The sequence below is a fragment of the Bradyrhizobium jicamae genome (assembly GCF_018130695.1).
GTDB lineage: Bacteria > Pseudomonadota > Alphaproteobacteria > Rhizobiales > Xanthobacteraceae > Bradyrhizobium > Bradyrhizobium jicamae_B.
Genome location: NZ_JAFCJX010000044.1, coordinates 1 through 17,955, shown reverse-complemented (window position 1 = coordinate 17,955; position 17,955 = coordinate 1). Strand labels below are relative to the sequence as shown.

Here is a 17,955-nt window from a genome sequence, read left to right as displayed (position 1 = left end):
TCCCCCTTTCAGGGGGAAGGAGCCAGGCAGTTGCGCAAGCCTCTCAGCGCTCTTCCGGCCGGATATCCTTCAGCCGCGCGCAGTGCGCAGCGACGTCCTCGACGCTGTATTTCAAATGCACCCGCTTGTCCGACGGCGGGTGCTTGGTCACGCAGACACCGGTCCGCCACTCCTGCGATGGGCGGATCGGCCGCGGCGCGAAGCCGCCGCCGCAGTTCGGGCAGACATTGTTGAGCTTGGTCTCGACGCAATCCGCACAGAACGTGCATTCATACGAGCAGATCCGCGCATCCGTCGCGCTCGGCGGCAGGTCCTTGTCGCAATATTCGCAGTTCGGTCGCAGCTGCAGCGCCATGGTCGCCTCCCAGGTATGGATAGCGAGAATCGCAAATCACGCGGCGAAAGCGAATGGCATATTTCCCTCGATTTGCGCCATGAGCGCCAGAACGCGTTCAAGCAAAGTGGGTACCGGTTTGCGTGAAGAAAACGCGTCAAAAAAAGCTAGAGCACGCTGAGCGGCAGCTTCGCGCTCTCCTTCAGCCGGTCGAGCACGATCGACGAGCGCACATGCGCCACGCTCTGGTGCGGCATCAGCACGTTGTTGACGATATCGGACAGGCTCTTGAGATCGCGCAGGATCACCTTGAGCAGGTAGTCCGCGTCGCCGGTCAGCGAGTAGCCCTCCTGGATCTCGTCGACGCGCTCGACCAGCTCGCGGAACCGCTTGGCATTGTCGGGCGAGTGGGTCGCCAGCGTGATGTGGATGAAGGCGATCAGGCCGAAGCCGAGCGCCTCGCCGGCGAGGTCGGCGTGGTAGCCTGATATCACCTTCTCCTCCTCCAGCCGCATCCGCCGCCGCGAGCATTGCGAGGCGGAGAGGCCGATCAGATCGGCCAGCTGCTGGTTGGTCAGCCGGCCGTCGTCCTGCAGGGCGGCCAGCATTTTGAGGTCGAAGCTGTCGACGTCGATCATGCGTCAAATGCTCATTTCATGCACGAAGCATGCGTAATTATAGCCTGATCGGCCTGATTTTGCACGCCCATTGCGCAGCAAACGGCGGAAAATCCTCCCCAGCCAAATCAGGGAGAATTCCGCCATGGGTCCGTTTCCGCACGATGCGCCGCCGGCCGAGATCAGCACCGACAACCCGATGGGCACCGACGGTTTCGAGTTCGTCGAATACGCCCACCCCAACCCGGCCGAACTGCACGCCCTCTTCAAGCTGATAGGCTTTGCCCCGGTCGCCCGCCACAAGACCAAGCGGATCACGGTCTATCGCCAGGGCGACATCAACTACCTCGTCAACGAGGAGCCCGGCACCGACGGCTTCAACTTCGTCGCCGCCCACGGCCCCTGCGCGCCGTCGATGGCGTTCCGCGTGGTCGACGCCAAGCAGGCCTACGCGCGCGCGATCGCGCTCGGCGCCGAGCCGGCGGATGTGTCGCCGGCGCAGAAGACGCTCGACGTGCCCGCGATCAAGGGCATCGGCGGCAGTCTGCTCTATTTCGTCGATCGCTACGGTGCCAAGGGCTCGGCCTATGACACCGAGTTCGAATGGACTGATGCTGCGAACCCGCGTCCATCAGGCTCGGGCCTCTATTACATCGATCACCTCACCCACAACGTCCATCGCGGTCGCATGGATGTCTGGACCGGCTTCTACGCAAAGCTGTTCAACTTCCGCCAGATCCGCTTCTTCGATATCGAAGGGCGCGCGTCAGGCCTGTTCTCGCGCGCGCTGACCAGCCCCGATGGCAAGATCCGGATTCCGATCAATGAGGATGCCGGCGATTCCGGACAGATCGAGGAATATCTCCACACCTATAATGGCGAGGGCATCCAGCACATCGCCTGCGGTGCGCGCGATATCCATCGCACGGTGGAGACGCTGCGCGAGGCCGGCCTGCCCTTCATGCCGTCACCGCCCGGCACCTATTTCGAGAGGATCGACGCGCGCCTGCCCGGGCACGGCGAGGACGTCGCGCGGCTGCAAACCAACGGCATCCTGATCGATGGCGAAGGCGTGGTCGATGGCGGCCAGACCAAGGTGCTCTTGCAGATCTTCTCGGCGAATGCGATCGGGCCGATCTTCTTCGAGTTCATCCAGCGCAAGGGCGATGACGGATTCGGCGAGGGCAATTTCAAGGCGCTGTTCGAATCGATCGAGGAAGACCAGATCCGCCGCGGCGTGCTGAAGGTGGATCACGCAGCGTAGTTAGTCTCGTGTCCCGGACGCGCTGCAGCGTGCAACGCTGCTGCGCAGAGCCGGGACCCACTTTTCGTAATGGAGGCATGGGCCCCGGCTCTGCAGCGCATCACTGCGTGCTGCGCCGCGTCCGGGGCACGAGAGCTATCGCGCCTTCCACGCCGCCGTCACATCGCCAATCTGCGCCACCTCCGGCTCGCGGATCGCCGACGGCGTGCGCGAGAAGCGCGGCGCCGGCGCGGGCTGGGTCACGCCATGGCGCTCGACGAACACCTTTCGCGCGGCCATGTGCGGATGCTTCGGCGCCTCCGCCATGGTCAGGATCGGCGCGAAGCAGATGTCGCTGCCTTCCATGATCTTGCACCAGTCCTCGCGCGTCTTGCTCTTGAAGACCTTGGTCAGCTTCTCCTTCAGCGCCGGCCAGGCCTTGCGGTCCATCTGTGCGTCGAAATCGGCGTCGTTGAGATCGGCGTGCTTGCGCAGCAGCGCGTAGAATTGCGGCTCGATCGAACCGATCGAGATGAAGTTGCCGCAAGAGCATTCATAGACGCCGTAGAAATGCGCGCCGCCGTCGAGGAAATTCTGGTCGCGGCCTTCGGTCCAGCGGCCCATCGCGCTCATGTCGAAGAACATCGACATCAGCGACGCCGCGCCGTCGCACATCGCGGTGTCCACGACCTGGCCCTTGCCGGATTTCGACGCTTCCAGCAGCGCGGCGAGCACGCCGACCACGAGATAGAGCGCGCCGCCGCCGAAATCTCCGACCAGGTTGAGCGGCGGCACCGGCTTTTCCTTAGGTCCGATCGCGGCCAGCGCGCCGGTGATCGAGATGTAGTTGATGTCATGGCCGGCGGCGTGCGCCAGCGGGCCTTCCTGGCCCCAGCCGGTCATGCGGCCGTAAACGAGTTTTGGATTGCGCGCGAGCACGACATCGGGGCCGAGACCGAGCCGCTCCATCACGCCTGGACGGAAGCCTTCGATCAGTGCGTCGGCATGGCTCAGCAGGTCCAGCACCTGCGCGATTGCATCCTTGCTCTTCAGGTCGAGCTCGATGACCTTGCGGCCGCGCACCGACACTGCCTTTAGATTCTTAGCCGCGCCGACGCGGTCCAGCGTGATCACCTCGGCGCCCATGTCCGCGAGCAGCATGCAGGCGAACGGCCCGGGGCCGATGCCGGCGAATTCGACGATGCGGAAGCCGGCGAGGGGCCCGGAGGCGCGAACGGCGGAGTGAGAGGCAGGTTTATCGAGCACGTTTCCATCCGAGTTTTAATTAGCTGATTAGCTAAATTGTCTCGCCGAACGCGCGATGTGGCAAGCTGCTTTTTGCGCGCAGCAGTGCGCGAAAAACGAACGGCGCGCATCGCTGCGCGCCGTTTCCAATTTGTGTTTAGGCGCTACGGCGCGATGAAATTGTCATCGCACCGTAGCTGTTTGTTTGGGCATGATCTTATCGGAAAACCGCTTCGCACTTTTCCGGATCATGCCTACCCCGCCGCGATGACCGCCCGTTGCGCCATCACCCGGACCAGGTTGGCGCGATAATCAGCGGTGCCGTGGATGTCGCTCAGCATGCCGCTGGCGGAGACCTTCACATTGTCGAGCGCGCTGGCCGACCAGTTCGTCGTCAGCGCGGACTCGATGGCGCCGACGCGCATCACGCCGCTCTGTGATGCGCCGGCCGCGGCCACGCGGACCTCGCCGCTCGGCGACCTCGCCACGAACACGGCGGTCAACGCAAAGCGCGACGCCGGATTGCGGAACTTGGCGTAGCCGGACTTTGCCGTGACCGGGAACGAGACCGCGGTGATGATCTCGCCGTCCTCAAGCGCCGTCGCGAACAGGCCCTTGAAGAAGTCGTCTGCGGGGATCGTACGCTTGTTGGTCTTGACCGTCGCATTCAGCGCCAGCACGGCGGCTGGATAATCCGCGGCGGGATCGTTGTTGGCGAGCGAGCCGCCAATGGTGCCGCGATAACGCACGGCGGGATCGCCGATCACGGAAGCAAGATAGGCCAGCCCCGGGATCGCCTTCTGCACGTCGCTGCTCTCCGCCACGTCGTAGTGCGTGGTCGCGCCCTTGATCTCGATGCCATTGTTGGTCGGCACGATCCCGATCATGTCCTTGATCTTCGAGAGATCGATCACGTCGGACGGCGCGGCCAGCCGCTGCTTCATGACCGGTAGCAGGGTCTGCCCACCGGCAAGGAATTTCGAATCCTTGCCCTTGGCGAAGGCCGCCGCGGCGTCATCGACCGAGGAAGCGCGGTGATAAGTCGTCTCGTACATATCTCGTCCTCCTCAACCGTGAATGGCGTGCCAGACGCGATCGGGCGTCGCCGGCATTTCCAGCTTGTTGTTGCCGATGGCGTCCGTGATCGCGTTGATCACGGCCGCGGAGGCACCGATGGCGCCGGCTTCGCCGCAGCCCTTCACGCCGAGCGGATTGCCCGGGCAGAGCGTGGTGGTATGCGATAGCTTGAACGAGGGCAGGTCGTCGGCGCGCGGCATGGAGTAATCCATGAACGAGGCCGTCACGAGCTGGCCGGTGCCGTCATAGACGACGCCTTCCAAGAGCGCTTGGCCGATGCCCTGAGCGAGACCGCCATGGACCTGGCCTTCGACGATCATCGGGTTGATCAGCCGACCGAAGTCGTCTGCCGCCACGAAGTTGACGAACGAGGTCTTGCCGGTGCCGGGATCGACCTCGAGCTCGCAGATATAGGCTCCGGCCGGGAAGGTGAAGTTGGTCGGGTCGTAGAACGCCGTCTCCTTCAGACCGGGCTCCATGCCGTCAGGCAAATTGTGCGCGGTGTAGGCCGCGAGCGCGACCATCGGCAGCGCGATCGACTTGTCGGTGCCGGTGACCTTGAACTCGCCGTTCTCGATCACGATGTCGCTCTCGGACGCTTCGAGCGCGTGCGCCGCGATCTTCTTGGCCTTGGCCTCGACCTTCTCCATCGCCTTCACGATCGCCGCACCGCCGACCGCGATCGAACGCGAGCCGTAGGTGCCCATGCCGAACTGCACCTTGTCGGTGTCGCCATGAACGATCGAGACCTGGCTGATCGGGACGCCGAGGCGCTCCGAGATGATCTGCGCAAATGCAGTCTCATGGCCCTGGCCGTGGCTGTGCGTGCCGGTGAGCACCTCGATGGTGCCGACCGGATTGACGCGGATTTCAGCCGACTCCCATAGACCGACGCCGGCGCCGAGGCTACCGACCGCCTTCGACGGCGCGATGCCGCAGGCTTCGATGTAGCAGGACAGGCCGATGCCGCGCAGCTTGCCGTCGGCTTTCGCCTTGGCCTTGCGTGCGGGGAAGCCGGCGTAATCGATCGCCTTCATCGCCGCGTCGATCGAGGCGTGGAAGTTGCCGATGTCATACGCCATGATCACGGGCGTCTGATACGGGAACTGGGTGATGAAGTTTGTCTTGCGCAGCTCGGCCGGATCGACCTTCAGCTGCCGCGCCGCCGTCTCCATCATCCGCTCGAGCAGATAGCTCGCTTCGGGGCGGCCGGCGCCGCGATAGGCGTCAACCGGCGTGGTGTTGGTGTAAACGGCCACCACCTCGGCATAGATCGCCGGAATGACATACTGTCCCGACAGCAGCGTCGCGTAGAGATAGGTCGGCACCGCCGACGAGAACAGCGACATGTAGGCGCCGAAATTGGCGTGGGTCTTCACCCGCAGGCCAAGGATCTTGTTGTCCTTGTCGAACGCCATCTCCGCCTTGGAGATGTGGTCGCGGCCATGCGCGTCGGTGAGGAAGGCTTCCGAACGATCGCCGGTCCACTTCACGGGACGGCCGACCTTCTTGGAGGCCCACAGCGCCACCATCTCCTCGGGATAGATGTAGATCTTGGAGCCGAAGCCGCCGCCGACGTCGGGCGCGATCACGCGCAGCTTGTGCTCGGGCGCGATGTTGTAGAACGCCGACAGCACGAGGCGGGCGACATGCGGGTTCTGCGAGGTCGTCCAGAGCGTGTAGTGCTCTTCGGCGGCGTCGTAGTCCGCGACGGCCGCACGCGGCTCCATCGCGTTCGGCACCAGGCGGTTGTTGGTCAGCTCCAGCGTGACCACATTGGCGGCCTTGCTGAAGGCATCCTTGGTCGCGGCCTCATCGCCGATGTGCCAGTCATAGATGATGTTGCCGGGCGCTTCGGGATGCAGCTGGACCGCACCTGGCTTGATCGCGGAGCGGACGTCCGCCACCGCGGGAAGCTCTTCGTAGTCGACGACGACGGCTTCGGCTGCGTCCTTGGCCAGGTTCTTGGTGTCGGCGATCACGACCGCGACGGCCTGTCCGACGAAGCGCACGGTCTCCGGCGCCATCGCCGGCCACGCGCCCATCTTCATCGGCGAGCCGTCCTTCGATGTGATGGCCCAGCCGCAAATGAGGTTGCCGACCTTGTCGTCGACGATCTGCTGCCCGGTCAGCACGGCGACCACGCCGGGCATCTTCAGGGCTGCGGATGAATCGATGCCCTTTACTTTTGCATGGGCATGCGGGCTGCGGATGAAATGAGCATAGGTCATGCCCACCAGCTTGACGTCGTCGACGTAACGTCCCTTGCCTGTAATGAAGCGGCGATCTTCCTTGCGCACGACGCTTGCGCCAATACCTTCAACACCCATAATCCTGTCCTCCCGACCGGAGATTTCGAATTGCCGCCGTTTCCATCGAGACCGGCGGTGATGAGCTTGATCGTGTGGTCCGTGGCAGCCTATTCGGCGGCCTGCGCGACCTTCATGCGGCCGGCGGCGTCCAGCACCGCCTTGACGATGTTGTGGTAGCCGGTGCAGCGGCAGATATTGCCTTCGAGCTCCTGCCGGACCGTCTCCTCGTCGAGCTTTCCACCATGGCGGTGCACAATATCGACCGCGGACATGATCATGCCGGGGGTGCAATAGCCGCACTGCAGGCCGTGATTGTCGCGGAAGGCCGCCTGCATCGGGTGCAGTTCGTCGCCCTTGGCGAGGCCCTCGATGGTGGTGACGTTGCAGCCGGCTGCCTGTCCGGCGAGCATGGTGCAGGATTTGACCGCCCGTCCATCGACATGGACGACGCAGGCGCCGCACTGGCTGGTATCGCAGCCGACATGGGTGCCGGTTAGGTTCAGGTTTTCGCGCAAGAGATGCACGAGGAGGGTCCGGTCCTCAACGTCGACCGAGACCGCCCTGCCGTTTACCGTCAGTTTGACTGTAGACACGCGTTCCTCCCAAAGTCTCATTATCGGCCCAGTAGATCACGCCGCATTGGGGACGAAACCGCGATCAAAGTAGTAGTCGTCGCAGCCTTGTCATGAAGCGCACCGGCCTATGGTTCCGATCCTAGCAGGCAGTCGTTCATTGGGCAATTTACAAGCGCAAATCCGACGGGCTTGACGCGCGCGAATTGTCCGAATTTGCGCGCGCGGCGCTTCGAAGAAGCAGCAATCGTCACACGGCAAGATCGGTTGCCAAGGCCACTACTACCTTCCGCCTATAACGACGCAAAAACGTTGCTGGCATTTTCATGCGCGATGCAGCGGCAAAAGATCGCGCGTCCGCAAATTGGGTAAGGAGCCGCGCGCAACACGCGAACGCGCGGCCATGCAACCACATCGGAGGAACAGAATATGCTGAAGCGCAAGAGTTTCTTTGCCGGCGTTTCGCTGGCCGCCATGGTGATGGCGGGATTGACCGCAACGAAAGCCAACGAGTCCGTCACCAAGGCCGCGGCCGATCCGAATGGATGGGCGATCGCAGGCCACGACTACGGCAACACGCGCTTCAGCCCGCTGAAGCAGATCACCTCGGAGAATGCGAACAAGCTGCAGCTGGTCTATTCGCTGTCGCTGGCCTCGCTGCGCTCCAACGAAGCCTCGCCGGTCGTGATCGGCGACACGCTCTACGTCTCGACCTCCTGGGGGCCGAAATATGTCTACGCGGTCGATGCCGCCACCGGTGCGCGCAAATGGACCTATCAGCCCGACATTCCCGATGACGTGCTGCAGTATGCCTGCTGCGACGTCAACAGCCGCGGCGTCTCCTATGCCGACGGCAAGATCTTCGTCGGCCGTCTCGACGGCAAGTTGACTGCGCTCGATGCCAAGACCGGCAAGGAGGTGTGGACCTCGACCGTCGTCGACTACAAGCAGGGCTCGGTGATCACCTCGCCGCCGCTGGTCGTGCGCGACAAGGTCATCACCGGCTTCGGCGGCGGCGAGTATGGCGTGCGCGGTGCGCTGCTGGCCTTCAATCTCAACGACGGCAAGCTGCTGTGGCAGACCTACACGGTGCCGGCGCCGGGCGAGCCCGGCAGCGAGACCTGGAAGGGCGACACCGGCCTGCATGGCGGCGGCGCCGCATGGCTGGTCGGCTCCTACGATGCGAAGTCCGACACGGTCTATTGGGGCACCAGCAACCCGGGTCCGTGGAATACCGCGGTGCGTTCCACCGGCGACGGCAATTTCGGCAAGCTGACCAATCTCTACACGGCGTCGACGCTCGCGATCGATCCGAACACCGGCAAGATCAAGTGGCACATCCAGGGTACGCCGGCGGACGCCTGGGACTATGACGGCGTCAACGAGCTCCTGCTCGCCGACCTCAAGATCAAGGGCGCCGAAACTCCGGTGCTGATGAAGGCGGACCGTAACGGCTTCTTCTTCGTCGCCAACCGCGAAACCGGCAAGATGATCTCGGCCGAGAAGTACGTCTACTCGAACTGGGCCAAGAAGTGGGACATCACCACGATGCGCGCCGAAGAGGATCCCGACAAGCGTCCGGGTCCCGGCCATCCCGCCAAGGACATCTGCCCGAACCTGATCGGCGGCAAGAACTGGCAGCCGATGTCGTTCAACCCGGGCACCGGCCTGGTCTACATCCCGACCAACAATGTCTGCATGGACTGGTCGGTCAGCGACGTGAACTACAAGCGCGGCGTGTTCTATCTCGGTGCCGAATTCCCGACCAAGGAAGGCCCCGGCGGTTTCCTCGGCGAGCTTGTGGCCTGGGATCCGATCGCCAACAAGAAGGTGTGGGGCATCAAGGAAGACCTGCCGTTCAACGGCGGCACGCTGACCACCGCCGGCAACCTCGTGTTCTCCGGCAATCTGCACGGCGACTTCCGCGCCATCGATGCCAAGAACGGCAAGGTGGTGTGGAGCAAGAATCTCGGCAGCGGCATCGGCGCGGGTCCGGTGACCTACTCGGTCGGCGGCAAGCAATATGTCGCGATCGTGGTCGGTCGTACCGCGGCGCTGCCGGCCTTCCTCGGTGACATCGGCAAGAAGATGGTCGCCGCGGCTCCGGAAGGCGGTTCGCTGTTCGTGTTCGCTCTGCAGTAAACGTTCATCGCAAAACGGAGGTAGCCGTGCTCGTGTTCCGCATGACCCGAAATGAAGTGCGCAACTGTTCGCGTCACGCCCTTCTCGGCAAGGCGATCCGAGCCCTGCTGCTTTCCACCATGCTTGCGGCGCCGGTCGTCTCGGCCGGCGCCGACGAGATCAAGCCGCTGCGGCTCTGCGCCGATCCGACCAATCTGCCGTTCTCGAGCGACGATCCGGGCAAGCCCGGGCTCTATCTCGAGATCGGCCAGGCGGTGGCGCAAAAGCTCGGCCGCCCGGTAAGCACGACCTGGTACAAATCCTACTTCGGCAAGCGGACCGTGCGCGAGACGCTGCTGAGCAAGCAGTGCGACGCCATGGTCGGCCTGCCGCTGGTCGACGACTTCATGGGCCCTGCGGTGATCTTCTCGAAGCCGATCGCCCATGAAGGCTATGCATTGATCGGTGCGAAGGACCGCAAGCTCACCGGGATCGACGATCTCAGGGGATTGCGCGTCGCGGTGCAGTATCAGTCGACCCCGCAAAACCTGCTGGCGCTGCGCGACGAGATCCGGAAGGTCACGGTGCTGAGCCCGGACGAGGGCATGACCGCGCTGGAGCAGGGCAAGGTCGACGTCGCCTTCATCTGGGCCCCGGTTGCCGGCTGGCTCAACAAGACGGCCTACAATGACAAATACCAGCTGGTGCCGACCGAAGGCGCCGGCCTGCTCTGGGAGACCGCGATCGGTTTCGCCAAAGCCTCAGGCGCGCTGCGTGACGAGGTCGACGGCGTGCTGCCGTCGCTCCAGTCGGATATCTCCGCCCTGTTCGCCAAATACGGCGTGCCGAACGGCGCTGCCATCAAGTTCGGCCAGGCCAATCAGGCAGCCCAGGCGAAGGAGCCCGTCACCGTCGGGCAGGTCACCTCCGACAAGCCGGTCCAGACCGCGGCCGCGGGCGGCGGCGATGTCAAGGCCGGGCGTGAGTTGTTCAACGGCACCTGCGCGCATTGCCACGGCCCGGACGCGGTGCAGGCGGAGCGGAAGATCGACCTCCGGCTGCTCAAGAAGCGCTATGCCGACGACATGGAGTCGACCTACTGGAAGACCGTGCATGACGGCCGTCCGGCCAAGGGCATGCCGGCGTGGAAGGATGTCTATAGCGACGACGAGCTCAAGAACGTGTATTCCTATCTGCTGACCGTGCAGGGCGCGTCAGATTAGAGGCCAGGCGTCTGTAACATCCATGCGAGGGTCCTCATGATGGGGTTCCTGATCATCGACGATCACCCCTTGTTCGGCGAGGCGCTCGGCAACGCCATCCGCATCTCGCATCCGGACGCCCGGATCTACGAGGCGACCTCGATCAAGGGCGCGCTCGGCATCCTCGCCAGCGAGCCGAACATCGACCTGGCGCTGCTCGATTTGCTGCTGCCCGACGTGGTCGGCTTCTCCGGCTTCCAGAAGATCCGGGATCGCTATCCCCGCCTGCCGATTGCGATCGTCTCCAGCGAGGAGGACAAGCATACGGTCCGCGAGGCGCTGGAGATGGGCGCGGTCGGCTATTTGCCGAAATCGACCTCGGTCGGCGAGCTGTCGGAGGCGATCGCGCGGGTGCTGAGCGGATCGGTCTCGGCGCCGCGCGACTTCGTGCCGTCGGGCGCGCTGGCGCAGACCGAGACGGCGCGGACCTTGCGGGAACGGATCGAGAAGCTGACGCCGCAGCAGATCCGCGTGCTGCATCTGATCACCCGCGGCCTGCAGAACCGCGAGATCGCCGCCGAGCTGAAGCTCGCGGAGTCGACGGTGAAGGCGCACGTCACCGAGATCCTGCGCAAGCTGAAACTGTTCAGCCGCAACAAGGCGATCATCGAGCTCCGAAAGCTTCCGCTACCATTGCTCCAGGACGCCGGCCCCGCGTCGAAGTCCGAGAAGCCGCATTAGTTTGCTGCGCTGCACGTCGTCGATCGACCTATAGGCTGTCCTCCACCTTTGAGATAACGTCATGGCTGCGATGGCTGTCTTGAACGATCCGGGAGAGGACGGCGCGACTTTGACCACGACGACGCCAGTGGTGGGTGAGGGGCCGATCAGCGAGGCGAACACGCCTCGGCTGCTCATTGTCGAGGATCATCCGCTGTTTCGCGCCGCGCTGATCGGCGTGATCGGCAGCGAGTTTCCCCATGCCGAGGTGTTGCAGGCGACCTCGATCGACGGCGCGCTGGATATCCTGGCCGCATGCGACGGGATCGATCTGATCATGCTCGATCTGTCGATGCCCGGCACCACCGGCCTGCTCGGCGCCTACCGTGTCCGCGCCGCGGCGCCGCGCAGTCCGCTGGTCATCGTCTCCGCGCATGATGATTCCCGCATCATCGGCGGCGCGATCGCGCTGGGGATTTCCGGCTATATCCCGAAATCGACGCCGAAGACCGAGCTGGCGCGGCTGTTGCGTGGCATCCTCGATGGCGCGGTGTTCCTGCCGAAGCGCTTAGCCGATGCTGCGGCGAAGGGGCAGGCCGAGACGCGCGAGCTGTTGAAGCCGCTCGGCGCCATGACGGCGCAGCAGCTGCGGGTGCTCGACATGATCTGCCGCGGTCTGCAGAACAAGCACATCGCCTATGAGCTCGACATCTCAGTGACGACCGTGAAGGTGCATGTCTCGGAGATCCTGCGGAAGCTCGGCGTGCGCAGCCGCACCGAGGCGATCATCGCGCTGTCGAAGCTCGATTTCGGCAAGGCCGATCACCCGCCGGTCTCGCCGCCAAGCGATGACTCATAGACGGCTCGATGGCTGCTCGGAGGCGAGCAGGAACGACAGCAGCGAGCGCATCTCGGCCGGCTTGATCGGCTTCTTCAAAAGCTCATGCCCGAACGACGAGACGTCGGACGCCGCCTTCGCCGAATAGTCGGCGGTGACGATGATCGCCGGCACATCGGTCTTGATCTCCTGGCAGATCACATCGACCGCCTCGATCCCGGTCTCGCCATTGTCGAGATGCAGGTCGGCGATGATCGCATCCGGAATGCCGTCGAGCGCGCGGATGCGCTCCAGCGCCTCGGTCTTGGAGATCGTCACCGCGACGTCGCAGCCCCATTTCTCCAGCAGGCTCGCGAGGCCCTCGGCGCTGGAGAGGTCGTTCTCGATCAGCAGGATCTTGGCGCCCTCCATGCCGCCATAGCTGTTGTCGACGATCGCCTGCTCGCGCACGGGAACGATGGCCGGATCTGATGTCATGGGTACCGTGACCGAGAATACCGAGCCCTTGCCGGGGCGCGAGGTCAGGCGGATGTCGTGGCCGAGCACGTCGGCGAAGCGCCGCACGATCGAGAGCCCCAGGCCAATGCCGGCCTTGTCGCCGACGCTGGTCTCTCCGCGCTGGAATTCGACGAAGATCGCCTCGCGTTGTCCCTCGGGAATGCCGGGGCCGGTGTCGTGTACCTCGATGCAGAGATTGCCGCCGCGCATCCGGCAGCCCATCAGCACGCTGCCGCGCTGGGTGTAGCGCAGCGCGTTCGCCAGCAGGTTCTGCAGGATCCGCCGCAGCAGCAGCGGGTCCGATGACACGGTCGCCGACGACGGCATGATCTTCAGCGACAGATTACGCTTGGCGGCGACGGGGCTAAACTCCTGCTCCAGCGGCTCGAACAGCGAGGCGATCGCGACCGGCCCGAACTCCGGCTTCAGCACGCCGGCATCGAGCTTGGAGATGTCGAGCAGCGTGCGCAGCAGATCTTCCAGCGTCGCCAGCGAGCGGTCGATCTGGTCGGTCAGCGCCACGCCCTTGGGTTCGGTCACCATGTCGGCCAGTGCCGACAGCGTCAGCCGCGCGGCGTTCAAGGGTTGCAGCAGATCGTGCGTCACCGAGACCAGCACCGAGGATTTCAGCGAGCTGGCGGCCTCGGCCTGCGTCTTGGCCTGCAGCAGGCGGCCGTTGGTCTTCTCCAGCGATTGCAGCACCTGCTTGAGCTGCTGGGTGCGCTCGCGGACCTGCTGGTCCAGCGCGATCGCGGTTTCGAACAGCGAGAAGGCATTGAGCTGCTGGTCGGTCGACCGCTCGACGCGCGACATCAGGGCCGCGTTGATCTTGCGCAGCTTGGCGGCCTCGCGCTCGAGCTCGGCAATGCGGCTGGTCTTGCTGTCGGTCATCCTGGCCTGGGTCATTGCGGAGCCACCGCACGCTTGCCGATGGCGACGCCGGTCAGCGTCTGGTTGACATGCATCGAGCGATATTGCTCGCCATAGGTCTGGAAGCCGATCACCCGGTTGCGGCGATACAGTTCCGACATCTCGCGCGTGAGCTGATGCTGCTCGACATCGAGCCGGCGCAGCAGGCATTCGAAGCCGATGAACAGCGAGACCTCGCCGAGCTCGTCGGTCATGTCCTTGAGCGCCCGGCTGGTCGCATCGATCGGGTCGCGCTCCCGCGCCACCGTCAGCACCATACCTTCGTCGATGGCGCAGAAGAATTGCAGCGAGCCGTCCGGATTGGTGCGCTGGATCGAGCGCGCGTAGTAGGAGCCACCGACTCTCACCAGCACCGGATGGGCGGCAAAGGAGAACAGTTCGAGCTTGGTGTCGCTGAGGCCGACGGCGCGGGAATATTCCAGCGCGGCCGGCTCGGCGTTGAGCTCCTTGACGATGCGATGCTCGATGTCGGCTTCCGTCACCACCATCTTGGTCTCGGTCGGCTCGAAATGGTCGCATTTGAACAGGCGGAACGGCAGCCGCGTCTTGATCAGGATCAGCACGGCGGCATCGGTATGGGCCTTGCCGCCGTGGAACACCCAGGATTTTTCGAAGCGCAAGCCATCGCCGGCGGAGCCTCCGACGATCGGGATATCCTCCAGTGCGGTGTAGATCGCCGATATGATGGTTTCTTCGCGCTGGCACATGCCGTCGATGAACAAGAGCCCGAAGGCGTCCTGGCCCGGCTCCCAATGTTCGGTACGGTCCCTGAATTCCTGATGCAGCTCGGTGCAGATGGCGCGGCCGCGATCGACCCGGAAGGTCGAGAGATCGAACAACGGCCGGGCGGCGATCACGAAGTCGGCCGCCGTGAAGCCCATCGCCACCACGCTGTCCTCGTCCCAGCCGCCCGGCGACAATTCGCCCGCCGTGGTGCAGCCGAAGATCGGGAGGTCGGGCATCCGGGCCGACAATTCCGCGATGAAGACTTCCGGATCGTAGAATGGCGAGACGAACACGATGGCCATCGCGAGCCTGGCCGGTGCCAGCTGCCGCGCGATCTCGTCCGCGGCCTCACGCGGCTCCGCGGTCTTTGCCTGCGCCACGACAATGCTGTCGTCAGCGCTGCCTTGCTTGTCCGCCAAAGGCGATCTCCCTGACCAAGTCGTTTTGTTCTTGGCGCGGGTGGCCCATCCCACGCGACCCATCATGTCCGTCAGCCGGGACGAAGCTTTGGTGTCATGAGGCTGACGGGATTTCGGCATGGTGAAGCGGGAGACGTCATTGATCCGGCGCAACGGCCGGGACACAGGCTCGTCGTAAGCGCCGACGGCGCTATCCGACGCGATGGCATGGGACGTCTCCCGATGTGGTGTCCTGGCCCGGGCAGGGACAGGCTTGATTGGTTCTAAGGTATCGGGACGGCCGAGGCCGTCAATCGCCGCCCTGCCTGAGGCAATGCCGACCAAGGTCGTAGCAAAGCCGGGTGCCCATTTACCGGCCCTTATGGATTCTGCCCTAGTTTTGCCCACCGGGGTCTGGGGCGGGTTGCTGCCGGATTCCCTGTGGTTTTCAGAATGAAGACGGGGGTGGGGATGCCTGGGCTCAAGCGGTCGCTGTCGATCAAGTTCCCGACCCTCCGGTTCCGCGCCAAGATCATGCTGGGCTTCGCCGTCACCCTGGCGATCTCCGCCGCCAGCATGGGCTTTGCCTATATCGGCTTCGAGCGGGTCTCCGACGGCGTCGGCGCCTTCCGCAAGAGCGTCGCCGAGGCCGATCTTGCCCGCAACATCGACCGTGAGCTGATCTCCTACCGCTCGTTGGCGCGCTACTTCATCGTCACCAACAAGGAAGAGGACAGCAAGGCCGCGCTTGCCGCCCAGGACAAGCTGAAGGACGCCATCGACCAGGCGATGCGCGGCACCACCAATCCGGCGAGCCTCGACCAGCTCACGAAGCTGGCGCGCGAGTTCAGTGCCTTCACCAAGATCTTCGCCTCGATCCTGAAGGTGAAGGAGGAGAGCGAGTACCTCACCAAGAACGCGCTGACCCGTAGCGAGATGTCGCTGGAATACAAGTTCGACGACCTCGCCGGCGTTGCCTCCGATGCCGAACTGCAGGCGGTCCAGTTCCAGACCAAGACCATCACCACCCAGTTCCAGTCGATCAAGGTGCTGGTCAACAATTTCGTGGTCAGCGGCGAGGCTGCCGCTGCAACCAGCGCGACCAGCCGCCTCAGCTTCCTCGACAACGCTATCAAGGGGGTGCCGACCGCCAACGACAAGATCGCGCCCGTCGTCAACGAGATCACCGTGCTGCTCAAGACCTACCGCGAGTCGCTCGCCAAGCTGGTCGCGAACAAGAAGGAGATCGTCGAGCTGATCGACGACATGGGCGATTCCGCCGAGGCGATCATGAAGGGCGCCGCTGCGATGAAGGCCGGCCTCGTCGCCGACCAGACGCGGCTCGAGGAGGAATCCAACACCATCATCGCCGAGACCGAGCGTCTGATCCTGATCCTCGCCATCGGCGGCCTCGTGCTCGGCCTGGTCTGGGCTTTCCTGCTCGGCCGCGGCATTGCCAAACCGATCGCCAGGATGTGCGCGGCGATGCGCGAGCTTGCTGCCGGCAATTTCGACGTCGTGCTGCCGGGCCTCGGCCGCCGCGACGAGCTCGGCGAGATGGCCGGTGCGGTCGAAGAGTTCAAGCTCCAGGCGGTGGCCAAGGCCGAGCGCGATGCGATGACCCAGGAGGCGCAGAACAAGACCGCCGCCGCCGCGCGTCGCGCCGAACTCATTCGCTTCGCCGATGAATTCGAAGCCGCCGTCGGCTCGATCGTGTCCAATGTCTCGGCTTCCGCCGTGCAGCTCGAGACCTCGGCCGGCACGCTGACGCGCACCGCCGAGACCACGCAAAACCTCTCCAGCCAGGTCGCCGGCGCCTCCGAGGAGGCCTCCAGCAACATGCAGTCGGTCGCCTCCGCCACCGAGGAGCTGTCCGCCTCCGTCGACGAGATCGGCCGCCGCGTCAAGGAGTCCAGCCAGATCGCGGACGCCGCCGTGCGCCAGGCCGAGCAGACCGATGCGCGCATCGGCAAACTCTCGCGCGCGGCGCAGGAGATCGGTGACGTCGTCAAGCTGATCACCGCGATCGCCGAGCAGACCAATCTGCTGGCGCTGAACGCCACCATCGAAGCCGCCCGCGCCGGCGACGCCGGCCGCGGCTTTGCCGTGGTGGCGCAGGAGGTGAAGTCGCTGGCCAGCCAGACCGCGAAGGCGACCGACGAGATATCCAATCACATTTCGGGCATGCAGGCGGCGACGCAGGAGTCGGTCGCGGCGATCAAGGAGATCGGCGGCACCATCGGCCAGATCTCCTCGATTGCATCCAATATCGCGGCATCCGTCGAGCAGCAGAGCTCGGCGACGCAGGAGATCGCCCGCAGTGTGCAGAACGTCGCCGTCGGTACGCAGGAGGCGGCGACCAGCGTCACCGAAGTCAACCGCGGCGCCACCGAGACCGGCGCAGCCTCGGAAGAGGTGCTGAACTCGGCGCGCTCGCTGTCGACCGAAAGCGCGCGGCTGCGCGAAGAGCTCGACCGCTTCATGGCGAATATCCGCGCGGCGTAGCCGAACTGCGGCGTCGACTCTCGCTGCTGGGTAACCCTCCGCTGTCGTCCTGGCGAAGGCCAGGACCCATTTGTGGACGGCCCCCTGCTGGCAAGAGGCGGAAGGTTGTTTCTGATCGAAGCGATTGCGGTCATATGTCCGGTCTGTTGATGCGGTCGCACGTGACCGCTGCCAAGATGGGGTTCACAGGTGCGAGCTCCAAACATACTCGCGGCGTTTTTCGCCGTTGGGTCCTGCGGAGTTTTGTCTCGTGACTGTGATCGATCGATCAGGTCCATCTTCCGTTCTCGAGCAAGCTTCGGCCTGCGGCGCGAGGTCGTTCCTTACGCCGAAGTTCTGGGTCTGCGGGTTGGGTGCAAGCTCATGTCATCACCTTGTGTTTTTGGGCGGGGCCCGGAGGTTTCGTTTCACCGATGGCAGACTCGTTTGAGCGCCGCGCGCAGCCTGGTCAAGGCTGGCCTACGGCCACCGCCGCAGGCGGCGCGCAGCGGCCTTGACCAGGCGAGCACGGTGCTAGACTTGCGATCGGGGAGACGATGCCGGCGCGTGCCGCATCGTAGCGTTCGCCGCTGACCATCAACCTCCAGGCGATGCGCGCGACCTTGTTGGCGAGCGCC

General features: G+C 64.4%; 14 protein-coding genes. 6 read left to right on the top strand and 8 right to left on the bottom strand.

Annotation, left to right across the window (positions count from 1 at the left end; genetic code table 11):
- Positions 1-43 precede the first annotated feature (43 nt).
- Together JQ604_RS38505 and JQ604_RS38500 are read right to left on the bottom strand one after the other, a co-directional pair.
- The gene (locus tag JQ604_RS38505) at positions 44-355 is read right to left on the bottom strand and encodes a DUF1272 domain-containing protein (protein ID WP_212365968.1); all 312 of its coding nucleotides are present in this window, start codon (positions 353-355) and stop codon (positions 44-46) included.
- Between the two features lie 146 nt (positions 356-501).
- Positions 502-972 (bottom strand): Lrp/AsnC family transcriptional regulator, encoded by a 471-nt coding sequence (locus JQ604_RS38500; protein ID WP_212365967.1) that lies wholly within the window; start codon positions 970-972, stop codon positions 502-504.
- A gap of 124 nt (positions 973-1,096) precedes the next feature.
- Between JQ604_RS38500 and hppD the strand changes: the two genes are divergently transcribed.
- Entirely contained in the window at positions 1,097-2,215 is a 1,119-nt protein-coding gene (hppD, locus tag JQ604_RS38495; RefSeq protein WP_212365966.1) for a 4-hydroxyphenylpyruvate dioxygenase, read from the top strand.
- Positions 2,216-2,350: 135 nt separating this feature from the next.
- On the opposite strand, the gene JQ604_RS38490 is transcribed toward hppD, so the two are convergent.
- The 4 genes from JQ604_RS38490 to JQ604_RS38475 all read right to left on the bottom strand — a co-directional run bounded on the left by JQ604_RS38490 (position 2,351) and on the right by JQ604_RS38475 (position 7,421).
- Entirely contained in the window at positions 2,351-3,460 is a 1,110-nt protein-coding gene (locus JQ604_RS38490) for a CaiB/BaiF CoA transferase family protein (protein ID WP_212365965.1), read from the bottom strand.
- 233 nt (positions 3,461-3,693) lie between these two features.
- The gene (locus JQ604_RS38485; RefSeq protein ID WP_212365964.1) at positions 3,694-4,494 is read right to left on the bottom strand and encodes an FAD binding domain-containing protein; all 801 of its coding nucleotides are present in this window, start codon (positions 4,492-4,494) and stop codon (positions 3,694-3,696) included.
- 12 nt (positions 4,495-4,506) lie between these two features.
- A complete protein-coding gene (locus JQ604_RS38480) occupies positions 4,507-6,846 on the bottom strand; it encodes a xanthine dehydrogenase family protein molybdopterin-binding subunit (protein ID WP_212365963.1) in 2,340 nt (779 codons plus the stop codon).
- 89 nt (positions 6,847-6,935) lie between these two features.
- Positions 6,936-7,421: a (2Fe-2S)-binding protein gene (locus JQ604_RS38475; RefSeq protein ID WP_212365962.1), complete on the bottom strand. Its 486-nt coding sequence runs from the start codon at positions 7,419-7,421 to the stop codon at positions 6,936-6,938.
- Positions 7,422-7,874: 453 nt separating this feature from the next.
- Between JQ604_RS38475 and JQ604_RS38470 the strand changes: the two genes are divergently transcribed.
- The 4 genes from JQ604_RS38470 (at position 7,875) to JQ604_RS38455 (ending at position 12,302) form a co-directional block, all read left to right on the top strand.
- Positions 7,875-9,542: a PQQ-dependent dehydrogenase, methanol/ethanol family gene (locus JQ604_RS38470; RefSeq protein WP_212366010.1), complete on the top strand. Its 1,668-nt coding sequence runs from the start codon at positions 7,875-7,877 to the stop codon at positions 9,540-9,542.
- Positions 9,543-9,583: 41 nt separating this feature from the next.
- Positions 9,584-10,744 (top strand): c-type cytochrome, encoded by a 1,161-nt coding sequence (locus JQ604_RS38465; protein WP_212365961.1) that lies wholly within the window; start codon positions 9,584-9,586, stop codon positions 10,742-10,744.
- A gap of 36 nt (positions 10,745-10,780) precedes the next feature.
- On the top strand, positions 10,781-11,464 hold the full coding sequence (locus tag JQ604_RS38460; RefSeq protein WP_212365960.1) for a response regulator: 684 nt from the start codon (positions 10,781-10,783) through the stop codon (positions 11,462-11,464).
- 61 nt (positions 11,465-11,525) lie between these two features.
- The gene (locus tag JQ604_RS38455) at positions 11,526-12,302 is read left to right on the top strand and encodes a LuxR C-terminal-related transcriptional regulator (RefSeq protein ID WP_249159293.1); all 777 of its coding nucleotides are present in this window, start codon (positions 11,526-11,528) and stop codon (positions 12,300-12,302) included.
- Here JQ604_RS38455 and JQ604_RS38450 read toward each other — a convergent pair.
- Together JQ604_RS38450 and JQ604_RS38445 are read right to left on the bottom strand one after the other, a co-directional pair.
- Positions 12,297-13,685, bottom strand: coding sequence for an ATP-binding response regulator (locus tag JQ604_RS38450; protein WP_249159291.1), 1,389 nt, complete (start codon positions 13,683-13,685; stop codon positions 12,297-12,299). The genes JQ604_RS38455 and JQ604_RS38450 overlap by 6 nt on opposite strands.
- Entirely contained in the window at positions 13,682-14,854 is a 1,173-nt protein-coding gene (locus JQ604_RS38445; protein WP_249159289.1) for an FIST N-terminal domain-containing protein, read from the bottom strand. The genes JQ604_RS38450 and JQ604_RS38445 overlap by 4 nt, the downstream gene beginning before the upstream one ends.
- A 450-nt stretch (positions 14,855-15,304) precedes the next feature.
- On the opposite strand from JQ604_RS38445, the gene JQ604_RS38440 reads away from it, so the two are divergent.
- Positions 15,305-17,338, top strand: coding sequence for a methyl-accepting chemotaxis protein (locus tag JQ604_RS38440; protein ID WP_212365959.1), 2,034 nt, complete (start codon positions 15,305-15,307; stop codon positions 17,336-17,338).
- Positions 17,339-17,955: the final 617 nt, after the last annotated feature.

Coding starts and splice junctions, on each gene's coding strand:
- JQ604_RS38505 (WP_212365968.1), bottom strand. CDS start 355: ATGGCGCTGCAGCTGCGACCGAACTGCGAATATTGCGACAAGGACCTG.
- JQ604_RS38500 (WP_212365967.1), bottom strand. CDS start 972: ATGATCGACGTCGACAGCTTCGACCTCAAAATGCTGGCCGCCCTGCAG.
- hppD (WP_212365966.1), top strand. CDS start 1,097: ATGGGTCCGTTTCCGCACGATGCGCCGCCGGCCGAGATCAGCACCGAC.
- JQ604_RS38485 (WP_212365964.1), bottom strand. CDS start 4,494: ATGTACGAGACGACTTATCACCGCGCTTCCTCGGTCGATGACGCCGCG.
- JQ604_RS38480 (WP_212365963.1), bottom strand. CDS start 6,846: ATGGGTGTTGAAGGTATTGGCGCAAGCGTCGTGCGCAAGGAAGATCGC.
- JQ604_RS38470 (WP_212366010.1), top strand. CDS start 7,875: ATGGTGATGGCGGGATTGACCGCAACGAAAGCCAACGAGTCCGTCACC.
- JQ604_RS38465 (WP_212365961.1), top strand. CDS start 9,584: ATGACCCGAAATGAAGTGCGCAACTGTTCGCGTCACGCCCTTCTCGGC.
- JQ604_RS38460 (WP_212365960.1), top strand. CDS start 10,781: ATGATGGGGTTCCTGATCATCGACGATCACCCCTTGTTCGGCGAGGCG.
- JQ604_RS38455 (WP_249159293.1), top strand. CDS start 11,526: ATGGCTGCGATGGCTGTCTTGAACGATCCGGGAGAGGACGGCGCGACT.
- JQ604_RS38450 (WP_249159291.1), bottom strand. CDS start 13,685: ATGACCCAGGCCAGGATGACCGACAGCAAGACCAGCCGCATTGCCGAG.
- JQ604_RS38440 (WP_212365959.1), top strand. CDS start 15,305: ATGCCTGGGCTCAAGCGGTCGCTGTCGATCAAGTTCCCGACCCTCCGG.